Below are 21,138 nucleotides of genomic sequence, written 5' to 3'. Positions count from 1 at the left end.
TTGAATATAGAAATAGATAGCCCCATCACCAACAATTCTCCCCATGCCGATGATTTGATTATTATCCTTGACTGTTATACAGTAAATCGAATTTTGAAGTGATATTTCCGCCACCTCAAAGTTCATATAGTTAGTCCATCCCACAGAATCACATAAATATTTATATTCTTCCAATGTTGGAATGTTATTTTTAATCTCATATTTCTTCAAAATGTCCCCTCCCAGAATTCATTTCCACCAATACAAAGTAAATTCGACAAACTTTTATCTAACCCTTCTTACTAACTTAGCACTGTAAATCCCGATTAGCCTCACTCTAATCCTTATATAATAAAGAAAGAGGCTGACGTATAGCCGTCAGCCTCTTTCTTTATTATATATTACGCCTTATGACACTCTGGACAAACGCCATAAATTTCTAAGCGATGACTATTGATAACGAAGCCTGTCGTTTTCGCAGCTTCCTCTTCCAGCTTTTCCAAGCCCCCATAAGGAAAATCAACAATCTTACCACATTTTTCGCAAATCACATGATAATGTTGACTTGTAACATAATCAAATCTACTTGAAGCGTCTCCATAAGTTAATTCCTTTACAAGTCCAACCTCTTTAAACACACGTAAGTTATTATAGACAGTTGCAACACTCATATTCGGAAACTTACCTTCTAATGCTTTATAAATATCATCCGCTGTTGGGTGCGTCATTGATTCCACAAGGTACTCTAAAATAGCATGACGCTGTGGAGTAATGCGTACACCCGTATTTTTCAGCATTTCTAGCGCTTCTTTTAATTCTTCTTTGACCACCGTCATGCACCCCGATTCTATACGGATTATTATTTTATAATTCTTATAAAGAGTGTACTCCTTTTCTTATAAATCGTCAATATTTCTACTATAAGTATGTAGTTTATTTTTATATTCAGGACTTGTTTTTATGTATCTTTCCCTTTTTTCTTCATATATTCCATAGAAAAAAGTGCGACATAATCGCACTTGGAATACTATCATCTGAGGAGGTATGCCCTACACTTCCACTTTATGTAAGGCAGTAAAATATGTATAGACACTTGCCTTGTTTCTGCATATTTTATCTCCAATGTAGATTTATTTTATATAAGAAAGAACATCCTCAATATGTCCTTTCACTTTCACTTTACGCCACTCTTTTACAAGTTCACCGTCTTTATTAATAAGGAATGTAGAACGCTCGATTCCCATATACTCTTTCCCAAAGTTCTTTTTTAACTTCCAAACATCGTATAACTCTGCTACTTTATGATCTTCATCTACTAAAAGTGTAAATGGCAATTCATGTTTCTCAATGAATTTCAAATGTCTATTCGCTGAATCAGGACTTACTCCAAGAATAACCGTATCCTTCTCTTGAAATACTCCATACGCATCACGAAAATCACATGCTTCAGTTGTACATCCTGGCGTCATATCTTTCGGATAAAAATAGAGAACTACATTTTTACCGCGGAAATCAGCTAGGCGAACTTCTTCTCCGTTACTTCCCTCTAATGTGAATTCTGGTGCCATTTCTCCTACTGTAATCATAGTTATCACTCCTACTCTTTTCCTTTACTATAACAAATGCTTCCTTATTTTTCATTGTCTATTACAGACCTCATCACAAAAGCAAAAGGGAGTGTATATCCAATTAGCGCTTCTGCGATTGCAATCCATCGCCCAATTCCAATCGGAGATATGTCACCATATCCAACAGACAATAAAGTAACTGCGCTAAAATATAAACAAACTTCGACGAGTTGAAAAGAATGAGCGTTCAAACTTTCTCCGTCCTCTTTCAAAACTGCGAAACCCATTTCCTCTAATACAACGTAACTTAATCCAAATGCGATTAGTACTGTTGTATAGATTAAAAATAATGTGGCCAAATTATAGAGCGAAAAAAAACGCGTTGAATCCGAATAGGAACTCCATAATAATTGGACACTTTTCAAAATAGCGATTGTTGCAATTAATAGAATAAATCCCCATAACATGTCCTCCACCTCATTTTATATGTATGAGGTGGAGAACTGATTTATCCCTTAGAAACGAACAAGCTTCTATAATTAATTACCCGCGCCACGATACCTTTTTACCCCTTGGTTCCAGAGGGTGATTGCAATCGTAAAACAGATAACACCAACAATTGGCGTCGCAAATGCATAACTATTCCATTCTGTTTTTCTTAAAAAGTATGCCGCTGGATATACTCCAACAAATGCAAACGGTAAAACAAACGTTAAAATGAAACGAATTACACGATTATAAATATTAACAGGATAGCGCCCGTAATTACCTATGTTATACATAAGAGGCATAATTGAACTTTTCGCATCCGACCAAAAACCAAGGCTCGCCAGCGTAACAAATATCCCTCCATATACAAGTGCTCCTCCTCCTACCATCAATATAAATAAGAAGAAATCATACCAGTAAAAAGATAATTGTAACTCCACAGCTGCATATCCCATTACAACAATCCCTGTAATAGCTCCAATTAAAGATTCAAGTTCCATTCTTTCTAATATAATTTGGAATAGGCTATGGATCGGCCGCGTTAATACACGATCCATCTCCCCTTTAATAATGTATCGATCATTAAAATCCCATATATTAAAGAAAGCTGAAAAGATGGCAAATGGTACTAAAAAGAAACCATAAATAAAGATTACTTCTTCTCGACTCCATCCCTTCAATGCTTGTGTATGCCCAAATACAACGAGAATAAATATTAAATTAACTGCTTGAAGCGATAAATCAGAAAGTAAACCAACGATAAAATCGCCTCGATACTCCAATTTTGTTTTTATATATTGACTTGCATATTGTAAAAATAAGTTTATATATAGCATCTCATCATCCCCCTTGTACAATTAGACGTTTTCTCGCCGTTCTCCACATGAGTACAATTGGAATAATAAGTACAATCGCCCAAATCACTTGAAATACTAAAGCCTCATACAACTTACTCCCCTGTATACCTTCAGAAAAAATCATACTTGGAATATAACTAATAGCCTGAAACGGTAAAAACATCATTGCTTTTTGGGCCCATAGCGGATAAAAACTAATTGGTAATAATAGACCTGAAAATAAATCAATAACAACGCGTTTTGCATACATAATCCCACTATTATTAAATAGGAAAAACGTAAGCATTCCCGTCATTAAATTAATTTGTGTATTAATAATAAAACTAAATATTAAAGATAAGAAGAAATATAACCAAGTTTGAAAATTTGTTGTAATTTGCAACGAAAATAATAACGTAACGATAACCATGCCTGGAATGGAAAAGAAGGCAAAACGGAATATTCCCTCGCCAAGACCTTGCATAACTTTCATTCCCAAATAGTTATACGGACGAATTAATTCTACAGCCACACGTCCTTCTTGAATCTCCATCGCAATTTCCCTATCTATATTATTAAAATAGAAGGCACGTGCCATCCACGCGATTGCGATATACGTGGTCATTTGCGAAATAGATAAACTTTCAATATTCTCTTTTCCGCTATAAATTGCTTGCCATAAAAAATAGTAAGCACCGATATTAATCGTATAAATTAAAATCCCGCTATAGTAATTTGTACGATACGCAAGCATCATTAAAAAGCGAATTCGAATCATTTCAATATACTTACCCATGCGTAATACCCTCTTCATAAATGTTACGAATAATTTCCTCTGTAGACACTTCGTTAATTTTTAAATCTTTAATTTGAAAGGCTTGTACTACTTTAGAAATAAGCATTGAAATAATAACTTCTTCATTCGGAATTTTTGCAACCCATGCATTTTCCTCTTTTGCTTTCGACCAAACGACATGATTATCTGGCATAACCATTGATAAAGCCTGATAGGAAACTGGTGCAACAAACTGAAAGTGAATCTCCTTCTCCGCTCCCCACTGCGTACGAAGATTATTTAAAGAACCGTCATACATAATATTTCCTTCATCCAGCATGATAACGCGCTCACATAAAGCTTCAATATCAGTAATATCGTGTGTTGTTAATAAAATTGTTGTTTTATAACGTTCATTCATTTCTTTTAAAAATTCACGTATTTTCAATTTCACAAGTACATCTAACCCAATTGTTGGCTCATCTAAAAAATAATAACGGTGGATTATGAATTAAGGCTGCCGCTAATTCACAACGCATCCTTTGACCAAGAGATAATTTTCGAACTGGTTTATCTAATAAGGGCCCTATATCTAACGTTTCAATTACGTGCTCCATATGCTCCTTATACTGAGCGTCTGATACACCATACACTTTCTTTAATAAACGAAACGATTCTTGTACTGCAATATCCCACCAAAGTTGCGAACGCTGTCCAAAAACAACACCAATTGTTCTTACAAATTCTTCTCTTTGTTTATGTGGGTTCATTCCATTTACTGTGATTTGCCCTGATGTCGGAGTTAAAATCCCCGTAAGCATTTTAATTGTTGTTGATTTACCAGCACCGTTCTCACCGATATAACCAACCATTTCACCTTGCTTTACAGTAAAAGATACATCATTTACTGCTGGTACTATTTTATAATTACGATTTAATAAATCGCGAAATGCACCCTTTAAGCCCGGACGACTTGAATAGGCTGTAAACTCTTTACGTAACCCTTGTACCTCAATTACCGATTTCATAATCGGACCCCCCTCCTAAATGTCACAACGAATAGTTTACCCAACTGCCTTCGCTATCACAAACAATACGTCTTTTCGAAAAACATGTTAGAATAATACATAGATTTTTGTAAGGAGATGAATTGTAGTGAATTTCACAAAGTCAGAAGCATTACATAAAGAAGCTTTAGAGCATATCGTTGGCGGTGTTAACAGTCCTTCTCGTTCTTTTAAAGCAGTTGGCGGCGGCGCTCCTGTTGCTATGGAACGTGGGAAAGGCGCTTATTTCTGGGATGTAGACGGAAATAAATATATCGATTATTTAGCAGCATACGGTCCTATTATTACTGGACATGCTCATCCGCATATAACAAAAGCAATTACAACAGCTGCTGAAAATGGGGTACTTTATGGAACACCAACAGCGCTAGAGGTAAAATTCGCAAAAATGTTAAAAGAAGCAATGCCTGCATTAGATAAAGTCCGTTTCGTAAACTCTGGTACAGAAGCAGTGATGACAACGATTCGTGTTGCTCGTGCTTATACAGGTCGCACAAAAATCATGAAATTTGCTGGTTGTTACCACGGTCATTCTGATTTAGTACTTGTGGCAGCTGGATCTGGCCCTTCTACTTTAGGAACTCCTGACTCAGCTGGCGTACCACAAAGTATCGCACAAGAAGTTATTACCGTTCCATTTAACAATGTAGAAACTTTAAAAGAAGCTTTAGATAAATGGGGTCATGAAGTAGCAGCTATCCTTGTAGAACCGATCGTTGGAAACTTCGGTATTGTAGAGCCTAAACCTGGATTCCTTGAAAAAGTGAATGAACTTGTTCACGAAGCTGGCGCACTAGTAATTTATGATGAAGTTATTACTGCTTTCCGCTTTATGTACGGCGGTGCTCAAGACTTACTTGGTGTTACACCTGACTTAACAGCGCTTGGTAAAGTTATTGGCGGCGGCTTACCAATCGGTGCTTACGGTGGTAAGAAAGAAATTATGGAACAAGTTGCTCCGCTTGGACCTGCATACCAAGCTGGTACAATGGCAGGAAACCCTGCTTCTATGGCATCAGGTATCGCTTGTCTAGAAGTACTTCAACAAGAAGGGCTTTATGAGAAATTAGATGAACTTGGTGCAATGCTTGAAAAAGGAATTTTAGAGCAAGCAGCGAAACATAATATCGACATTACATTAAATCGTCTAAAAGGGGCTTTAACTGTATACTTCACAACTAATACAATTGAAGATTACGATGCCGCACAAGATACAGACGGTGAAATGTTCGGTAAATTCTTCAAGCTTATGCTTCAAGAAGGAGTTAACTTAGCACCTTCTAAATACGAGGCATGGTTCTTAACTACAGAACATACAAAAGAAGATATTGAATATACAATCGAAGCTGTCGGCAGAGCATTTGCTGCCCTAGCAGACAATAAATAATCCCGTCATTAAAAGGAAAAAAGAAAGCTCACCTTTCTTTTTTCCTTTTTTCTATTTCATAAATTACGTATTAATAGTATAATTATTCATAATTATCTGTTTTATATTCTTTTACAGCATTACTATCTCTGTGTACAAGGTGATTTGCACCTTAAATAGTAAGATTATTCTAACTTTTACAAGAGGGGGGATTGACGGATGCTCAATAAAAAAAATCCATGGACACCGTCTTTATTTCGAGATTATAGAAATGCAGAACATGATGCGTGTGGAATCGTTTCCGTTATGGAGAAACGAAAAATTGCTACAAAAGAAAACATTGACCTTTGCATACAATCACTCGTCAAAATGAATCATAGAGCTGGTTTCATTAATGGCGAGGGCGATGGCATCGGCATTCACATTGATATACCAAAAACACTTTGGAATGAAAAACTAAAAAGTAGCGGATATAATCCAACGATTGTGGATCATCCCCACTTTATCGTTGGACATTTTTTTCTAAATAAAAAAGAAAACATTACTGCCTTAAAAGATTATATTCGTACGCAATTAAACAACAAAAACTTTACTATTATTTTCGAAAGTGACGATGCAACAAACTCAGATGCGCTCGGTCCACTTGGTAAACAAGAAGAACCTTTATTTTGGCAAGTTGCCCTTATCGCAGAAAACGAAATTATAAATATTGAGCAAACATTATTTTCTGTCACAATAAAAATAGAGGAAAACGAAGCAATTCATGTTGCTTCATTAAGTCATGATCATGTTGTATATAAAGTTCTAGGTGCTGGTGATACGCTTGTTGCCTACTATAATGATTTACAACATCCGCTTATCGCTTCAACTATGACATTAGGACATAACCGCTACTCTACTAATACATTATCTAATTTTTTTCGTGTACAACCATTTAGCATTCTCGGACATAATGGTGAAATTAACACAATTGCGAAATTACGCGATCAAGCTGAAATGATTGATGTACCACTTACTGCAGGAGGCAGTGACTCTCAAGATTTAAACCGCACCTTAGAAACCCTACTTGTTCAATACGGCTACAGCTTATTTGAAGCAATGGAAATTCTATTCCCACCAATTATTAATGAAATTAAACTTTATGAAACACCTTTACAAGATTTATATACGTATATACGTGAAGCATGGGGACATTTTGCACAAGGACCAGCTGGCATCATTTCCCGTTTTAAAGATGAAGCTGTTTTTAGCGTTGATTCCCTTGGATTACGCCCAGTATGGAAAGTAGAGACCGAGAGCTCTTATATTTTCTCTTCTGAACCTGGAGTTGTATCACCAACTAAATATGTAGCAGAACCAAAACCACTCGCTCCTGGAGAAAAAGTCGGATTAAAATGGAATGAACAAGATGAACTTGTTCTTTATGAATATGACAAATATCAAATCCAAGTATATAACCGTTTTAAAAAGCGAATTGATACTACCAATTACCATTTAAATTTATCTATCCCTGAAACGAAAAAAATCCAAGGGCTATGTGATTCTGTTCAAGTTGAAACGAAAGAATACGTCGCTTTCGGATGGGACCGAGAACATATTCAACTTCTTGAACAGATGGCAACAAAAGGCGTTGAGCCAATACGCTCACTTGGGCATGACTCACCACTTGCCGCACTCGATACTGATAGACGAAATATCGCTGACTTTATTAAAGAAAGTGTAGCTGTTGTTACAAACCCTGCAATTGACCGTGACCGTGAAATTGAACACTTCTCTACACGTACTGTACTTGGAGAGCGCCCAAGTTTATTAAGCGGCGCAAAACGGCCATTTGTAGTTGAAATGCTTTCACCAATTATTTTAGAAGGCAGCGTGGCACAACCTATTGCAGAGGAATTACACACAATTACGTACGAACAACTCATAGAGCTATTTAAGACTCATAACTCTATCGCCACAATCTCTGCTACATTCAGCTCGTCAGAAACTCTGCAATGTGCATTAAGCCGCATTAGTTCTGAAGCGATAGCTGCTGTTAACAATGGCGCTTCCCTACTAGTATTAGATGACGCAAAAGCCCATCTAAATGAACGATTGTGGATTGATCCACATTTAGTTACTGCTAAAGTACATCAAGCATTAAGTGAAAATAAATTACGCCGCAATTGTTCTCTCGTTATACGTTCTGGTGCTCTTCGCTCCTTACATGACATTGTCACGCTATATGGATTAGGGGCAGATGGTATTAATCCATATTTATTATTCGCGACTGTAAATGATGGAACAAAAACACCAATTACGAATCTATATAATGCACTTAATAAAGGATTAGAAAAAGTCATTTCAACAATTGGAATTCATGAGTTACGTGGTTACGGACGTCTCTATTCATCTATTGGGTTACATGAAGAAATCGCAAATATATTACAGATTACAAATTTCTTCGGTTCAAATGATTTAGCCTTTTCACTTGAATCACTTGTTGAAGATGCAAAAATACGAGCAGAGGATTATAACAATCCTAAAATTAGAATGCGAAAATCATTTCATATATTCCCGCGAATTTGGAAAGCAATCGGCGATGTTGCAAAAGGAAATTCTTATGATGATTACCGTGACAAGTTAAGTGAACTAGAAGAGAATAATCCAATCGCAATCAGACACCTTGTTCAAACGAAACAAACAAAACATGTCGTTCCAACTGAAGAAGTATCTATCGGCATCAAAAATCATAATTTACCATTTATTATTAGTTCTATGTCATTTGGTTCTCAAAACGAAATTGCCTTTCGCGCATATGCAGAAGCAGCCGATCAGCTAAATATGATTAGCTTGAACGGTGAAGGCGGCGAAATTAAAGATATGATTGGAAAATATCCACATACACGTGGACAACAAGTGGCATCTGGGCGATTTGGAGTAAATGCCGAACTACTAAACTCATCAAACTTAATTGAAATCAAAATCGGTCAAGGCGCAAAGCCTGGGGAAGGTGGGCATTTACCTGGTTCAAAAGTAACAGCCAAAATTGCTGAAGCACGTAATGCGACAATCGGCTCAGATTTAATTTCGCCTTCTAATAACCATGATATTTATTCAATTGAAGATTTAGCTCAAATGATTACAGAAATTAAAACAGCTAATCAACTTGCCAAAGTAGCCGTGAAAGTCCCTGTTGTTCCTAATATCGGAACAATTGCTGTCGGTATCGCCAAAGCTGGCGCTGATTTTATTAACATTAGCGGATTCGATGGCGGAACAGGCGCTGCACGTATTCACGCATTGCAGCATGTAGGTCTCCCTGTAGAAATTGGTGTTAAAGCCGCTCACAACGCTTTATTAGAAGCAAGCATGAGACATAAAGTAGAGATTTGGGCAGATGGTGGTATTCGAAGTGTAAATGATGCCTTGAAAATCATGCTCCTCGGAGCAAACCGTATTGGATTTGGCACACTATCAATGATTGCAATCGGCTGTACTACTTGCCGTGGGTGCCATCTAGATACTTGCCATGTTGGAATTGCGACACAAATCGAGTCTGAAGCACAAGCAAAAGAACATGGGTTACGCCGCTTCGTCCCACGCGAATTAGAAAGCGCAGTTGCTGGCCTGCTAAATTTATTCACCTCTTTCGGTATAGAACTAAAACGATTAACAGGACAGCTTGGTTATACAAATTTACAAGCAATTGTTGGGCGTTCTGATTTATTAGAGCAAGTTCGAGGCGAAAATTTATTAAACTTACGTAATTTACTACAAATAATAGAACATCCATCTGTTACAACAACAGAAGGCGTACCGGAAAAACAATTTAAGACAGTTCATTCCGCTGACTCAAAAGAATTAGTAGGCGTTGGTGTAGAGCAACGCGTTATGGGTGGTCTAGAATCATGTTATCGCGTTCGCAGTAAACTATATGAAGCTACTCAACTTGAACCACTTACATTAAAGTATACGAATGGTTCTATTCCCGGAAATGGGTTAGGCGCTTACAATAGTGAAAATTTATTTATACACGTAAATGGCGGCGCACAAGATGGCATTGGTAAAACTTCCTTTGGTGGTGGGATTTATATAACGAAATCAAAAGGAAAAGACGGAGTATATTATAACGGTTCTGTCGGAAAAGGATTTGGATATGGTGCACAAAAAGGGGCACTATACGTGCAAGGGAACGCTGATGCTCGCGCTGGCATTCGCCTTTCTGGGGCAGACATGATAATTGGAGGTAGAATAACAAAACCACTCCGTGAAAAAGAGCAAGGAAATATAGGGGCATACTCCAATATTAAAGGTTTTGCTTTTGAATATATGACAAATGGGCGAGCGCTTGTTTTAGGTGACCCTGGTCCATGGATTTGCGCTGGCATGACTGGCGGTGTTGTTTATTTGCGTCATGATTCAAACTTAGGCCTAACAGAACAGGCCTTAAAAAGAAGAATTGCAAAAGGGGCAAATGTTACATTACAACCAATTAGTAAAAATGGTTTGAAAGATGTAACTGAATTATTGCTAGACTATATTCGTGTACTAAACGAACATGAGCAATATGAGGAAGTTGCTTTATTAACAGCATTATTAGATGATATACAGAACCAGTTTTTTGAGATTATCCCGAAAAAAGAACAGGCAGACCCATCTATCTCAACAGAGTAAAATGAGTAATTTTCATTATTAAGAAAAAATTGACGAAGTACGCTTCTCATAGTAATCTATAGTAACAATTTGAGACCTGCTGAAATTCAGCAGGTTTTTTTACTAAAAACTGATGTTTAAAAGGAATTAGAAAAAATTATAAAGTGAAACTTTAATTAGCCTACACCAATCGAGCGTTTACCGGCATCTAGCTTCTAAATTTTGAGGCAGGAATCTTACTACTCACAATTAGCGGGATAAAATGAACACTAATTTCTTTTAACGTCACTAAAATATCACTTGCTAACATATTGTAATGAATGTATAGTATCATGTTGTACATTCATTATGACAAGAGAAAGGATCTTATTAAGGGTATGAAACTTGGTGCTCGCATTTTAAAAACGGGTATTGCCATCACGTTAGCTTTATTTGCTTGTATTTTACTTCAATTACCGAGTCCGGTATTTGCGGGAATTTCAGCTATCTTTGCTGTTCAACCGTCTGTATACCGTTCTTATTTAACAGCACTTGAACAAATTCAAGCAAATGTAATTGGTGCGATATTTGCTATCGCATTTGCTACTGCTTTTGGACATAATCCTTTTATTATTGGATTAACATGTATATTAGTAATTGCTCTTACATTACAATTACGATTAGAAAACACAATATCAATTGCTTTAGTAACAGTTATCGCCATTATGGAGTATCAAGGCGAAGATTTCTTTAGTTTTGCCTTACTTCGATTTGCGACGATTATGATTGGTATTATTGCGGCTTCACTTGTAAATTTAGTATTTATGCCGCCAAAATATGAAACAAAACTTTATCATCGTATCGTTGATAATACAGAAGAAATTGTAAAATGGATTCGAATGAATAGCAGGCAGGCTTCTGATTTTACAACGCTAAAAACTGATATTGATCGTATGAAAGAAAAAATGATCAAACTAAATCATTACTATTTGCTGTATAAAGAAGAAAGAAGCTATACGAAAAAAGTAAAGTTCGCAAAAATTCGTAAGCTCGTTTTATTCAGACAAATGTTAGCGACAACAAGCCGTGCTTTAAGTACGTTAAAATCATTACACCGTACTGAAAATGAACTGCGCTATATGCCGGAAGAATTTCAGGAATCTATCCAAAATGAACTTGACTCATTAACGCATTATCATGAACAAGTTTTATTAAAATTTATTGGTAAAGCAAAAAAACAACAATCAGTTGAAATGCTTGATGAAGTTGAAACAGGTAAACAAGAATTAATTGATATCTTTATGGAATATCAAAATAAGGACGATGAAGAAGCATATAAAACATGGTTACATCTCTTCCCTCTTATTTCTTCCATCATTAACTATAGCGAAGAAGTAGAGCATTTAGATTTGCTTGTAGATAGCTTCTACACATATCATAAACCAGAAAAAGAACTCCAAATCGATGATAAAAAAGAAGACGAATAAAAAAACAGCTCCTTTTATGGTAAAGGAGCTGTTTCTGTTATATGTTGAAGTTGATATAAATTGTAATAAAATCCTCTTTTTCGCATTAACTCTTCATGAGAACCAGTCTCTTTAATCTCACCGTCTTCAATGTAAATAATCGTATCAACATGCGTAATCGTCGCTAATCGATGTGCGATTATAATCGTTGTCCGGTCAGCAGCTAACGTCTGAAGCGCCTCTTGAATATACCTTTCATTTTCTAAATCTAATGCTGAAGTTGCTTCATCTAATATAAGTACCGACGGATTCTTTAGAAACACTCGTGCAATTGCCACGCGTTGTCTTTGCCCGCCTGATAGCTTCACACCACGTTCTCCAACGACAGTATTATAACCATCTGGTAAGTCTATAATAAAATCATGAATTTGCGCAGCTTTGGCAGCTGCAATCACTTCTTTCTCTGTAGCTTTCGGATTTCCATATAAAATATTAGCTCCAATTGTATCGCTAAACAATAAATTATCCTGCAGTACAATTCCAATATGACTACGCAAATTTCTCATATTGTACTTTCTTACATCTATGCCATCTACATAAACCGCGCCTTCAGAAACATCATAGAAACGCGGGATCAAACTAGCAAGAGATGACTTTCCTCCCCCACTCGCTCCTACAAGCGCTACTTTCTCTCCAGGCTGCATAGTTAATGACAAGTTGTGTAATATCTCTTTTTCATCTGCATTATAACGAAAAGAAACATTGTCAAATACAATTTCTCCATTTAATTTTTTCGTTTGTACCGCATTTGGTGCATTAACAATATCGTATTTTTCATCTAACAGTTCAAACACACGGTCCATCGATGCAAAAGATTGTGTTAATGTTGTAGATGAATTAACAAGGCGGCGAAGCGGACTATATAAACTATCCATATATCCAACAAAAGCTACCATCGTTCCTAGCGTTAACTGCCCTTGAATTACTTCATATGCTGCAAAACCAATCACAAGTAACGGACCTAAATCGGTTAACGTATTTACTGCCGAAAATGTTCTTGCCGTCCAACTTGTATGGGTTAATGCTTTCGTTAAAAATTCATTATTTCTTTTTTCAAACTGCTTCCCCTCATACTCTTCTAACGCAAAGCTACGTGTCACTTGCATTCCTTGAATACGTTCATGCAAATACCCTTGCATCGTCGCTAACGCTTGTGAACGCTCTTTCGTCAATTTCCGAAGACGTCCGAAAAAATATTTTACTGCAATTACATAAATAGGTAAAATCAATAACGCAACAAATGTTAATTTTATATTCATAGAAAACATAACAATGATAGCAATAGCAATTGTTGCAGTATCTAACCAGACGTTCATCAAACCAGTAATTACAAAATCCTTCGTTTGTTCTACATCATGGATGACACGCGAAATAATCTCCCCTGTTTTTGTATTGGAGTAATAACGTAAACTTAACTTTTGTAAGTGACCGAAAATATGCTTCCGCAAATCATACAGTATTGTATTTGCGATACGTTGGGCGAAATATTGACGATAATATTCAATCGGTGGTCTTAATACCGCAAAAATAAAAAAAGCAATTCCAACCGCTGTTATTAATTGAGATGTTTTATCTTGAAGTGAGCCCGCGCCTTGAATTACATCATCGATAATATACTTTAATAACCACGGCATAATAAGTGGGATACCGAACTTAACTAGTCCAATAATAATTGTAATAGCAATAAGCCATCGATATGGTTTAACAAATTGTAAATATCTTTTTATGCCTTGCACATAATCCCCCCTCTAATAGGACAAACCTGCCGGGAAGCCCCCTGCAGGTTTGTTTTAATTTCTGTACATTAAATATCGTTCATACCACATATCTACGAAGTCTGGTGCAAATGGACCTTTTCTTTGATGAATCCACTGTGTTAAATGTGCTACATTTCGTTTTAAAATTGTATCAATAACAGGTGGATACTGCATAATTTGACTATGTTTTTCATACTCATCTTCATCTAGAAGCGTATATGTCATATCTGGATATACTTTAATATCTAAATCATAATCAATATACTTTAATGCTTCAGGATCATACGCAAAAGGTGAGCTTAAATTACAATAATAATATACGCCATCTTCCCTAAGCATCCCAATCACATTAAACCAATAGTTGGCATGAAAATAACAAATTGCTGGTTCACGAGTAATCCATGTTCGGCCATCCGATTCTGTAACTACTGTACGATCATTCGCTCCGATTACAAGACTCTGTGTCCCTTTTAAAATTGTTGTTTCTTCCCACATTCTATGAATGGAGCCATTATGTTTATAACTATGTATTTGTACTTTTTCTCCTTCTTTGGGAAATCCCATATATGCTCCCTTCTTTCAACTGCAAATGCCCTTTGAACGGCATTCACTTTTTTTCTATTATAACTTTTTTGTCGAAATTTTAAAACTAAAGGGATAAGACTCTATTTTTTAAACTGAATATGTAGGAGGTTTATCGTTGAATACTATGCCCCAACTCTTCTTAAGAGATAGGGATTGTACTTCATTATTTATAAGCGAGGACATGTAATAGAAAAAGCCCTTCTCTATTTCCATACAAAGAAGGACTTTTCACCTGAAGACAACAATATATCTTATCCTAAATTTGAAATCATTTTTTCAGTTGCAAAAGATTGAATTACACTATTCGTTTGTTCTTCAAATTTCTCATGTAACATCTTCAAAGCTACTTCTGTTCTATATATTTCCTGGCGGATAAAATGCAGTTCTTTTTTATCGCACGTATCTTTTTCATTCATTTCGATTTGTTGATACTTCTCTAGATGTGCTTGTAACTTTAACAACTCATCCATCGTCTCTAATTGCTCCCCTACCAACTTATCAAAATCGTTCATTACTTACCCCCTTTTGGACTTATTCATCAGTTATTATTCCTAATTACATAATTCTAATTGTTAACTTCCTTCTCCTTTGACTACATTTGTTGACTTATTAGAAGTTATGTCGTTCGCTTTCTTTTCATTACAACGATCCACGCAAAAAGAAAACACTTCTCCCGAATTAGAGAAGTGTTTTTCTTTCATTACTGATTTGAGCTAGAAGATTGTGATTGTTTTGCAGCTGACTTAGCATTTTGTTTTTTCACAGCATGCACGTCTGTTTCAGTTGCAAATTCTGTACCATAACTAGCGTTTGCACTTTGTGCACCAGAAGCTTGTGCTTTCTTTGCTTCTGATTGTGCGTTTGCTTGTTTTACTGCTTGTACATTTGTTTCAGTCGCAAACTCTGTACCATAACTAGCATTTGTACTTTGAATGCTAGCACCAGAAGTTGCCTTGTTATAACCTTGTTGTTTTTTACTCATCTTTCTCACCTCCACAATCAATAATGTAACCAATTCACTTAGAAGCTATCCGTAATTTTCTTTTGAATAATTTCCGCATATATCTTTTGTTACTTATTCAAACTATAAGAAATGGAGGTGGAAATATGTATATAGGACGCGATATGACTGAACTAACGATGATTTCAAAAAATGAATGGAAAGAAGATGAATTAGCTTATTTTCATCACTCACTACAACAGGTTTTGCCTTATTTAAATGTAGAAGGGCAAAGTATTTACAAAGAAATTGTAGTAGAAATCGAATCAAGAGGCGGCTTACAAGAAGGTGAAGCTAGTTGGACTCATGGGACAAAAATTTCTTACGATTAAAAAAGTGTTCCCTAGATTGGGAACACTTTTTTATTTATTGCATTGTAATTTTCTCCACACAATTTTCATAAATAGTACGGTGTGATTTTGAGAAAGGTAATTGCTCAAATACCTCTTTTGATACAAATTTTAATGTATCTGTATCAACAATATTACCGGTTACTTTTCCGTAAAATACAAATATATCCCAAGTACGATGTGTAAACGTATGTTGTACATTCATTGCGTATTCATCAATAAAAACCTCGAGCTCAAATTTTTCTTTCATATAATCTATAAGCTGTTCCTTCTGATTTCGAATACTTTCTCCAAGTTCCACATTCGGAAACTCCCACATGTTAGCTAACAAACCTGTACTTGGACGTTTATTAATAACGTAACGACCGTCTTCAGTTTGAAGTACACCTGCAACAATAGGTACCATTTTAGGAGCTTTCGCTTTACTTTTTACTGGTAATTCTTTTTGAACACCTTCAGCATACCCTCTGCAATGTTCACGTACAGGACAAAGTAAGCATGCTGGATTTTTCGGAATACAAATTAGTGCACCTAATTCCATCAAACCTTGATTAAAATAAGATGGATTTTCAATCGAAATAATTTCACGCACAATCTCTTCAAAAACTTTTCGAGTCTTTGGTTTTGCAATATCATCCCATACTGATAAAATACGAGATAATACACGCATAACATTTCCATCAACTGCCGGCTCTGGTATACCATATGCGATACTTAAAATAGCACCTTTTGTATATGGTCCGACTCCTTTTAACTTTTCAATTTTCTTTACATCACTTGGTACAACTCCGCCGTATACTTCTTTTACCTCTTTTACTGCCGCATGTAAATTACGTGCTCTAGAATAATATCCTAAACCTTCCCATGCTTTTAATACTTCTTCATCATCTGCGTTCGCTAACGCTTCAAGTGTAGGAAACTTCCCCATAAAATTTGCGTAATATGGTTTTACAGCTTCTACTCTTGTTTGCTGCAACATAATTTCAGAAACCCAAACGCGGTATGGATCTTTATTCTTTCTCCACGGTAAGTCACGCTGTTCTTCTTCAAACCAACCAATTAAATCATTTTGAAACTGCTCTATATTAAAATTGTTTAGTATTTCAAGTGTCAAACTTGATCCCCCTCATTTTTTTGCATATAAGTACTATTATAAAGATTTTAGGAAAAAATTTAAGTAAGATGACATAGGAAATAGAAGGCAAAGGACTTGAGGTATCGAATAAAAAGAGTTACATTAATAAAAAACGGAGGTGGATTTCTATGGACACAGCCACTCACCTTGTTATGGGTATCACTTTAGGTAGCTTAGCAACATTAGATCCAGCCATAGCACAAAGTGATATTGGCCCCCAAGCTGTTATGCTTGCTACAATTGCTGGTTCCAACATTCCTGACATTGACACAGTTTTAAAATTGCGTAATAACGCTAAATATATAAGAAATCATCGTGGGATTACTCATTCTATTCCCGCGGTAATTCTTTGGTCATTCCTTATAAGTGGCATCTCTTTCGCCTTCTTTTCAGAAGCTCCATATCTTCATCTACTACTTTGGTCATTTATTGCCGTCTTTCTTCACGTCTTTGTAGATATTTTCAACGCCTATGGTACACAAGCATTACGACCTTTCACAAAAAAATGGGTCGCACTTGGCATAATTAATACATTCGATACCGTAATTTTCTTTATCCATATACTTGCAATTGCTTGCATGCTCGTCGGTTCTCATAAGGGATATACAGCTTTAGCCGCATATATATTAATGATTGTTTACTATATCGGACGGATTATGATGCACAGAAATATAAGAAGCGTTGTACACAAACGTTTCAAAAATGTCGAAAAGATTATCATTTCTCCTTCTTACCGATTTTATCATTACCATTTAGCAGTCGTTACGGCTGATTATTACTACGTTGCGAGATGGCATCGTGGTAACATCATGATATATGACAAGTTCGATCGGGTACCGTTCCCAGACAATAATATTATGCGAGCAGCTAAACAAGATGAAAACATCTCAGCCTTCCTATCTTTCTCTCCTGTATATCGCTGGGATATTTTTGATCATGATCATTATTACGAAGTACGATTCATTGATTTACGATACCGAAGTAAAGATTATTATCCATTTGTCGCAATCGTTCAGCTCGACCACAATTTAAATATTATTAGTTCCTATACAGGATGGATCTTTAGTGAAGAAAAGCTTCGAAAAAAACTGGAATTACTTCCACATTAAAAAAAGCGACTTAAGTCGCTTTTTTTAATGTTTCAAATGATCTTCTTGATTAATTAAATGGCTATACTTCGGATTATTTGTACGCATTTCATGAAGGCGTACACCATGATTATTAATCCATGATCGTACCACTTGTTCTGTCATTTCATCACCTTGATAACGACCTGATTTGGCATAAGTTGTTTGAAAATCTTCCCATAGTAACTCAACCCATGCACGAGCTTGTGCGTAAGAAAGCTTGTCATTCTTGTCTAATAATTCTTTCGTTAATGTTTCATAAATATCATTCATATTATAATCTCCTTTTACCTATTTATCCCTTCATTTCTAAAGGATAGTTTCTTCAATTTTGCACATTCTATAATTGATACTTCTTAAAAAGGTATCAACCGATAATGAGGAGGGCGTTCGCAATGGGTAAACAAGCCGAATTTTGGTCTGAGTCAAAAAACAACAGCAAAATCGACGGTCAACCGAAAGCGAAATCACGCTTCGCTTCGAAACGACCTAACGGCACAATTAACACGCACCCACAAGAACGTATGCGTGCTGCAAATCAGCAGGAAGAGTAGTACAAATTAAATTAACTTCCTACACGAGGTGATAAAGATGAGCTACCGTGATCGCTTAGATAGTCGTTCTGAATTATTTAACCATACGTGGACTCGTCCAAAACATGCGAAAGCGCAAGTTAACGGACAGACGCAACAAACCCAGTCTCTCATTATATTGGCAAATGAATGTAAAAAACGCCAATTTTAGAATCTCCTATCTCCTTTAACGCCTACCAAAGATGAAAACCAGAGAGATATGTGCTCTCTGGTTTTTATTTTTCTTGCAATAAGGAAATTGGTATGCCAATCTCTTCATTATCATTTTGCTTATATCCCCAAGCAAATACCCCATTGAAATACGTAATTTTAAATAATACACCAGGTTCTTCTACTAATTCATATGTTTCACCAATATGGAACTTGTTTATATCCGTCATATAAGCACGAGCCATTGCCATTTTTCTCATTAATACATCAAATTCATTGACAATCCCAAGCTGCTCAGCTTTTACTGCTTGCTCCTTCAAAGCGCCAATTTCTTCCCTTAGCTCATGCGGTGTCATTTCACTGTAGCGTTTTGGCATATTCATCTTATTCTCCTCATTCCTCTTCGCGTTTCATTTGCAAAAATATCTCGATTTCATCAATAGAGAATCCTTTTCGATATAACGCTTGTTTCATCTTGTTTTCAAATGTCCATCCATCATGCTTCTTATATTTCTCATAATATTTATTCCCATGATAGTGTAACGCTTCTTGTTGCTTTTCGTCATCTTTTTCGTCTTTCAATTCTTCCAAACAAATTTGAATTACTTCTCTAGAATATCCTTTTCGAACAAGCATCTCATCTAACTTTAGTTTCATTTGTAAAAAAGAATGTTTTTGATAAGATTTTTTCTTCTTCTCTATGAGAAACAAGGCATTCTCAATTTGCTTTTCCTTCGGATATTCTTGTAAACTATGTGTAATAATTAAATCCTGAACACCTTTATTTAATAACTCTCTTTTAATAACAGTTGGACCTTTTCGATTCACATTACTTTGCGTTCGCGTATATAAAACAGCATACTCTTTATCATTAATATATCGGTCATGTAATAATTTCGAAACGACTTCAGAGATGATGGCCTGTCCCACTTCTTTTTTTCGTAAAAAATCTTCTATTTCTTGTTTTGTTCTCATTTGATAGGATAAATAGGAGATTGCTTGTAAATATGCTTTTTGTACCTCTTCATTGTACAAAATATTTCCTAACTCGATTTCATCAATTTCTAAGCCTTTTTGTAATCCATGTTTTATTAAGATTACTTGATCCACACTAAATCCGTACTCTTCGCCTTGACCTTTATCAATATAAATATTAAATCGTTCTTTCGATCGTTTTTGTACTTCTATTTTTGTAATGACAGCCATACTCTCACCTCTCTATTATTTTAACATAGTCGAGGAACATTTTTTCTTTTCAAGAATATATATAATGAGGAGGAAATACTTGTGAAAATCGCAATTTCTGGTGGTACAGGCTTTATCGGTAAATCCCTTTCTACTTTTTTTATTCAAAAAGGATATACTGTTTACATTCTCACACGAAAAAAAACTACTGAAACTTCCGACCCTAACCTTCAGTATGTTCAATGGACACCATATTTACAAACCTTCCCCCTCTCTTCTATTGATGTAGTTATTAATCTAGCCGGAGAGTCTATTAATAGTAGATGGACAAAGCAACAAAAGAAAGCCATTTTAAACAGTAGAATTCAAACAACAAAAGGACTCATTAAACAATTGCAGGGACTCCATACAAAGCCACACACATTTATTAACGCAAGTGCTATTGGATACTACGGAACATCTGAAATAGAGTCTTTTACAGAACAGCATGAGACTCCTGGAAATGACTTTTTAGCAAATACAGTATATTCATGGGAACAAGAAGCATCTAAAGCACGTTCTCTCGGAATACGAACAATCTACGCAAGATTTGGAGTCGTATTAGGTGCAAATGGAGGAGCTCTTCCAAAAATGCTACTTCCCTATCAATTCTATATCGGCGGCACCATTGGTTCTGGGAAGCAATGGTTATCATGGATTCATATAGACGACGTCGTTCGTATGATGGATTTCATCATACACAAAAAAGAAATTGATGGTCCTCTTAATATGACAGCACCAACACCCATAAGAATGAAGGAATTTGGAGAAAACATTGCAACTATAATGAACAAGCCTCATTGGTTGCCTGTACCTTCATTTATCATTCAAACTTTATTAGGTGAAATGAGCATACTTGTACTAGAAGGGCAACGTGTATTACCCATTAAGGCAATTGAACATGGATACCAATACACATTTCCGGCAATAGACCATGCATTACAAAATATACTTTCGCATACAATGTAGTACTTCTAAAACACAATTTTACATGGGC

General features: G+C 35.9%; 22 protein-coding genes and 1 pseudogene (1 of these 23 only partly in view). 8 read left to right on the top strand and 15 right to left on the bottom strand.

Going from position 1 to position 21,138, the window contains the following annotated elements; all coding sequences use genetic code 11:
* The 7 genes and pseudogenes from F3I02_RS31590 to F3I02_RS31560 form a co-directional block, all read right to left on the bottom strand.
* Positions 1-210 carry the 5' end (the start) of a GNAT family N-acetyltransferase gene (locus tag F3I02_RS31590; RefSeq protein ID WP_000759737.1) on the bottom strand. The gene continues 210 nt to the left of window position 1, outside the view, so the window shows 210 of its 420 coding nt (coding positions 1-210); the start codon lies at positions 208-210; its stop codon lies off the left edge, out of view.
* Positions 211-380: 170 nt separating this feature from the next.
* Positions 381-809, bottom strand: coding sequence for a peroxide-responsive transcriptional repressor PerR (gene perR / locus F3I02_RS31585; protein WP_000237829.1), 429 nt, complete (start codon positions 807-809; stop codon positions 381-383).
* Positions 810-1,109: 300 nt separating this feature from the next.
* Positions 1,110-1,565 (bottom strand): thioredoxin-dependent thiol peroxidase, encoded by a 456-nt coding sequence (gene bcp, locus F3I02_RS31580; protein WP_000633710.1) that lies wholly within the window; start codon positions 1,563-1,565, stop codon positions 1,110-1,112.
* Between the two features lie 44 nt (positions 1,566-1,609).
* The gene (locus tag F3I02_RS31575; RefSeq protein ID WP_196478773.1) at positions 1,610-2,014 is read right to left on the bottom strand and encodes an ion channel; all 405 of its coding nucleotides are present in this window, start codon (positions 2,012-2,014) and stop codon (positions 1,610-1,612) included.
* A 72-nt stretch (positions 2,015-2,086) separates the two neighbouring features.
* On the bottom strand, positions 2,087-2,872 hold the full coding sequence (locus F3I02_RS31570; RefSeq protein ID WP_000965773.1) for an ABC transporter permease: 786 nt from the start codon (positions 2,870-2,872) through the stop codon (positions 2,087-2,089).
* Positions 2,873-2,876: 4 nt separating this feature from the next.
* Positions 2,877-3,668 carry an ABC transporter permease gene (locus F3I02_RS31565; protein WP_000521519.1) on the bottom strand — a complete coding sequence of 264 codons (792 nt, stop codon included), beginning with the start codon at positions 3,666-3,668 and terminating at the stop codon, positions 2,877-2,879.
* Positions 3,661-4,675: pseudogene (locus F3I02_RS31560) on the bottom strand (ABC transporter ATP-binding protein). The gene F3I02_RS31565 and the pseudogene F3I02_RS31560 overlap by 8 nt, the downstream one beginning before the upstream one ends.
* Before the next feature lie 127 nt (positions 4,676-4,802).
* On the opposite strand from F3I02_RS31560, the gene hemL reads away from it, so the two are divergent.
* The 3 genes from hemL (at position 4,803) to F3I02_RS31545 (ending at position 12,181) form a co-directional block, all read left to right on the top strand.
* Entirely contained in the window at positions 4,803-6,101 is a 1,299-nt protein-coding gene (gene hemL / locus F3I02_RS31555; protein ID WP_001011863.1) for a glutamate-1-semialdehyde-2,1-aminomutase, read from the top strand.
* 198 nt (positions 6,102-6,299) lie between these two features.
* On the top strand, positions 6,300-10,736 hold the full coding sequence (locus F3I02_RS31550; protein WP_196478772.1) for a glutamate synthase-related protein: 4,437 nt from the start codon (positions 6,300-6,302) through the stop codon (positions 10,734-10,736).
* Between the two features lie 356 nt (positions 10,737-11,092).
* Positions 11,093-12,181, top strand: a complete 1,089-nt coding sequence (locus tag F3I02_RS31545) for an aromatic acid exporter family protein (protein WP_000765787.1) — start codon at positions 11,093-11,095, stop codon at positions 12,179-12,181.
* Positions 12,182-12,195: 14 nt separating this feature from the next.
* On the opposite strand, the gene F3I02_RS31540 is transcribed toward F3I02_RS31545, so the two are convergent.
* The 4 genes from F3I02_RS31540 to F3I02_RS31525 form a co-directional block, all read right to left on the bottom strand.
* Positions 12,196-13,956 carry an ABC transporter ATP-binding protein gene (locus tag F3I02_RS31540; RefSeq protein ID WP_196478771.1) on the bottom strand — a complete coding sequence of 587 codons (1,761 nt, stop codon included), beginning with the start codon at positions 13,954-13,956 and terminating at the stop codon, positions 12,196-12,198.
* Between the two features lie 54 nt (positions 13,957-14,010).
* The gene (ntdP, locus tag F3I02_RS31535) at positions 14,011-14,541 is read right to left on the bottom strand and encodes a nucleoside tri-diphosphate phosphatase (protein WP_000506624.1); all 531 of its coding nucleotides are present in this window, start codon (positions 14,539-14,541) and stop codon (positions 14,011-14,013) included.
* Positions 14,542-14,813: 272 nt separating this feature from the next.
* Positions 14,814-15,074, bottom strand: a complete 261-nt coding sequence (locus F3I02_RS31530) for a YgaB family protein (protein WP_000997575.1) — start codon at positions 15,072-15,074, stop codon at positions 14,814-14,816.
* 188 nt (positions 15,075-15,262) lie between these two features.
* Entirely contained in the window at positions 15,263-15,544 is a 282-nt protein-coding gene (locus F3I02_RS31525) for a gamma-type small acid-soluble spore protein (protein WP_000039035.1), read from the bottom strand.
* Between the two features lie 125 nt (positions 15,545-15,669).
* On the opposite strand from F3I02_RS31525, the gene F3I02_RS31520 reads away from it, so the two are divergent.
* On the top strand, positions 15,670-15,894 hold the full coding sequence (locus F3I02_RS31520; RefSeq protein WP_000275436.1) for a hypothetical protein: 225 nt from the start codon (positions 15,670-15,672) through the stop codon (positions 15,892-15,894).
* A 34-nt stretch (positions 15,895-15,928) separates the two neighbouring features.
* Here the strand turns inward: F3I02_RS31520 and mutY are convergent, their stop codons facing one another.
* A complete protein-coding gene (mutY, locus tag F3I02_RS31515) occupies positions 15,929-17,026 on the bottom strand; it encodes an A/G-specific adenine glycosylase (protein WP_000171390.1) in 1,098 nt (365 codons plus the stop codon).
* 149 nt (positions 17,027-17,175) lie between these two features.
* Here mutY and F3I02_RS31510 point away from each other — a divergent pair, with 149 nt between their 5' ends.
* On the top strand, positions 17,176-18,156 hold the full coding sequence (locus F3I02_RS31510; protein WP_000379112.1) for a metal-dependent hydrolase: 981 nt from the start codon (positions 17,176-17,178) through the stop codon (positions 18,154-18,156).
* Between the two features lie 24 nt (positions 18,157-18,180).
* On the opposite strand, the gene F3I02_RS31505 is transcribed toward F3I02_RS31510, so the two are convergent.
* Entirely contained in the window at positions 18,181-18,447 is a 267-nt protein-coding gene (locus F3I02_RS31505; RefSeq protein ID WP_000998166.1) for a YfhJ family protein, read from the bottom strand.
* Between the two features lie 122 nt (positions 18,448-18,569).
* On the opposite strand from F3I02_RS31505, the gene F3I02_RS31500 reads away from it, so the two are divergent.
* Both F3I02_RS31500 and F3I02_RS31495 read left to right on the top strand, forming a co-directional pair.
* Positions 18,570-18,728 (top strand): small, acid-soluble spore protein K, encoded by a 159-nt coding sequence (locus F3I02_RS31500; protein ID WP_000517891.1) that lies wholly within the window; start codon positions 18,570-18,572, stop codon positions 18,726-18,728.
* Positions 18,729-18,765: 37 nt separating this feature from the next.
* Complete coding sequence (locus F3I02_RS31495) at positions 18,766-18,918, top strand: YpzG family protein (protein WP_000122093.1); 153 nt, start codon at positions 18,766-18,768, stop codon at positions 18,916-18,918.
* Between the two features lie 64 nt (positions 18,919-18,982).
* On the opposite strand, the gene F3I02_RS31490 is transcribed toward F3I02_RS31495, so the two are convergent.
* Both F3I02_RS31490 and recX read right to left on the bottom strand, forming a co-directional pair.
* Positions 18,983-19,300: a YfhH family protein gene (locus F3I02_RS31490; protein ID WP_001057020.1), complete on the bottom strand. Its 318-nt coding sequence runs from the start codon at positions 19,298-19,300 to the stop codon at positions 18,983-18,985.
* A gap of 10 nt (positions 19,301-19,310) precedes the next feature.
* Positions 19,311-20,123 carry a recombination regulator RecX gene (gene recX / locus F3I02_RS31485; protein ID WP_000268502.1) on the bottom strand — a complete coding sequence of 271 codons (813 nt, stop codon included), beginning with the start codon at positions 20,121-20,123 and terminating at the stop codon, positions 19,311-19,313.
* An 81-nt stretch (positions 20,124-20,204) separates the two neighbouring features.
* Here recX and F3I02_RS31480 point away from each other — a divergent pair, with 81 nt between their 5' ends.
* The gene (locus F3I02_RS31480) at positions 20,205-21,110 is read left to right on the top strand and encodes a TIGR01777 family oxidoreductase (RefSeq protein ID WP_196478770.1); all 906 of its coding nucleotides are present in this window, start codon (positions 20,205-20,207) and stop codon (positions 21,108-21,110) included.
* Positions 21,111-21,138: the final 28 nt, after the last annotated feature.

Source organism: Bacillus sp. SRB3LM (assembly GCF_015712745.1).
GTDB classification, from domain to species: domain Bacteria; phylum Bacillota; class Bacilli; order Bacillales; family Bacillaceae_G; genus Bacillus_A; species Bacillus_A thuringiensis_K.
Note: the sequence above shows the minus strand (reverse complement) of the source record. Positions and strands in the feature narration are given on the sequence as shown.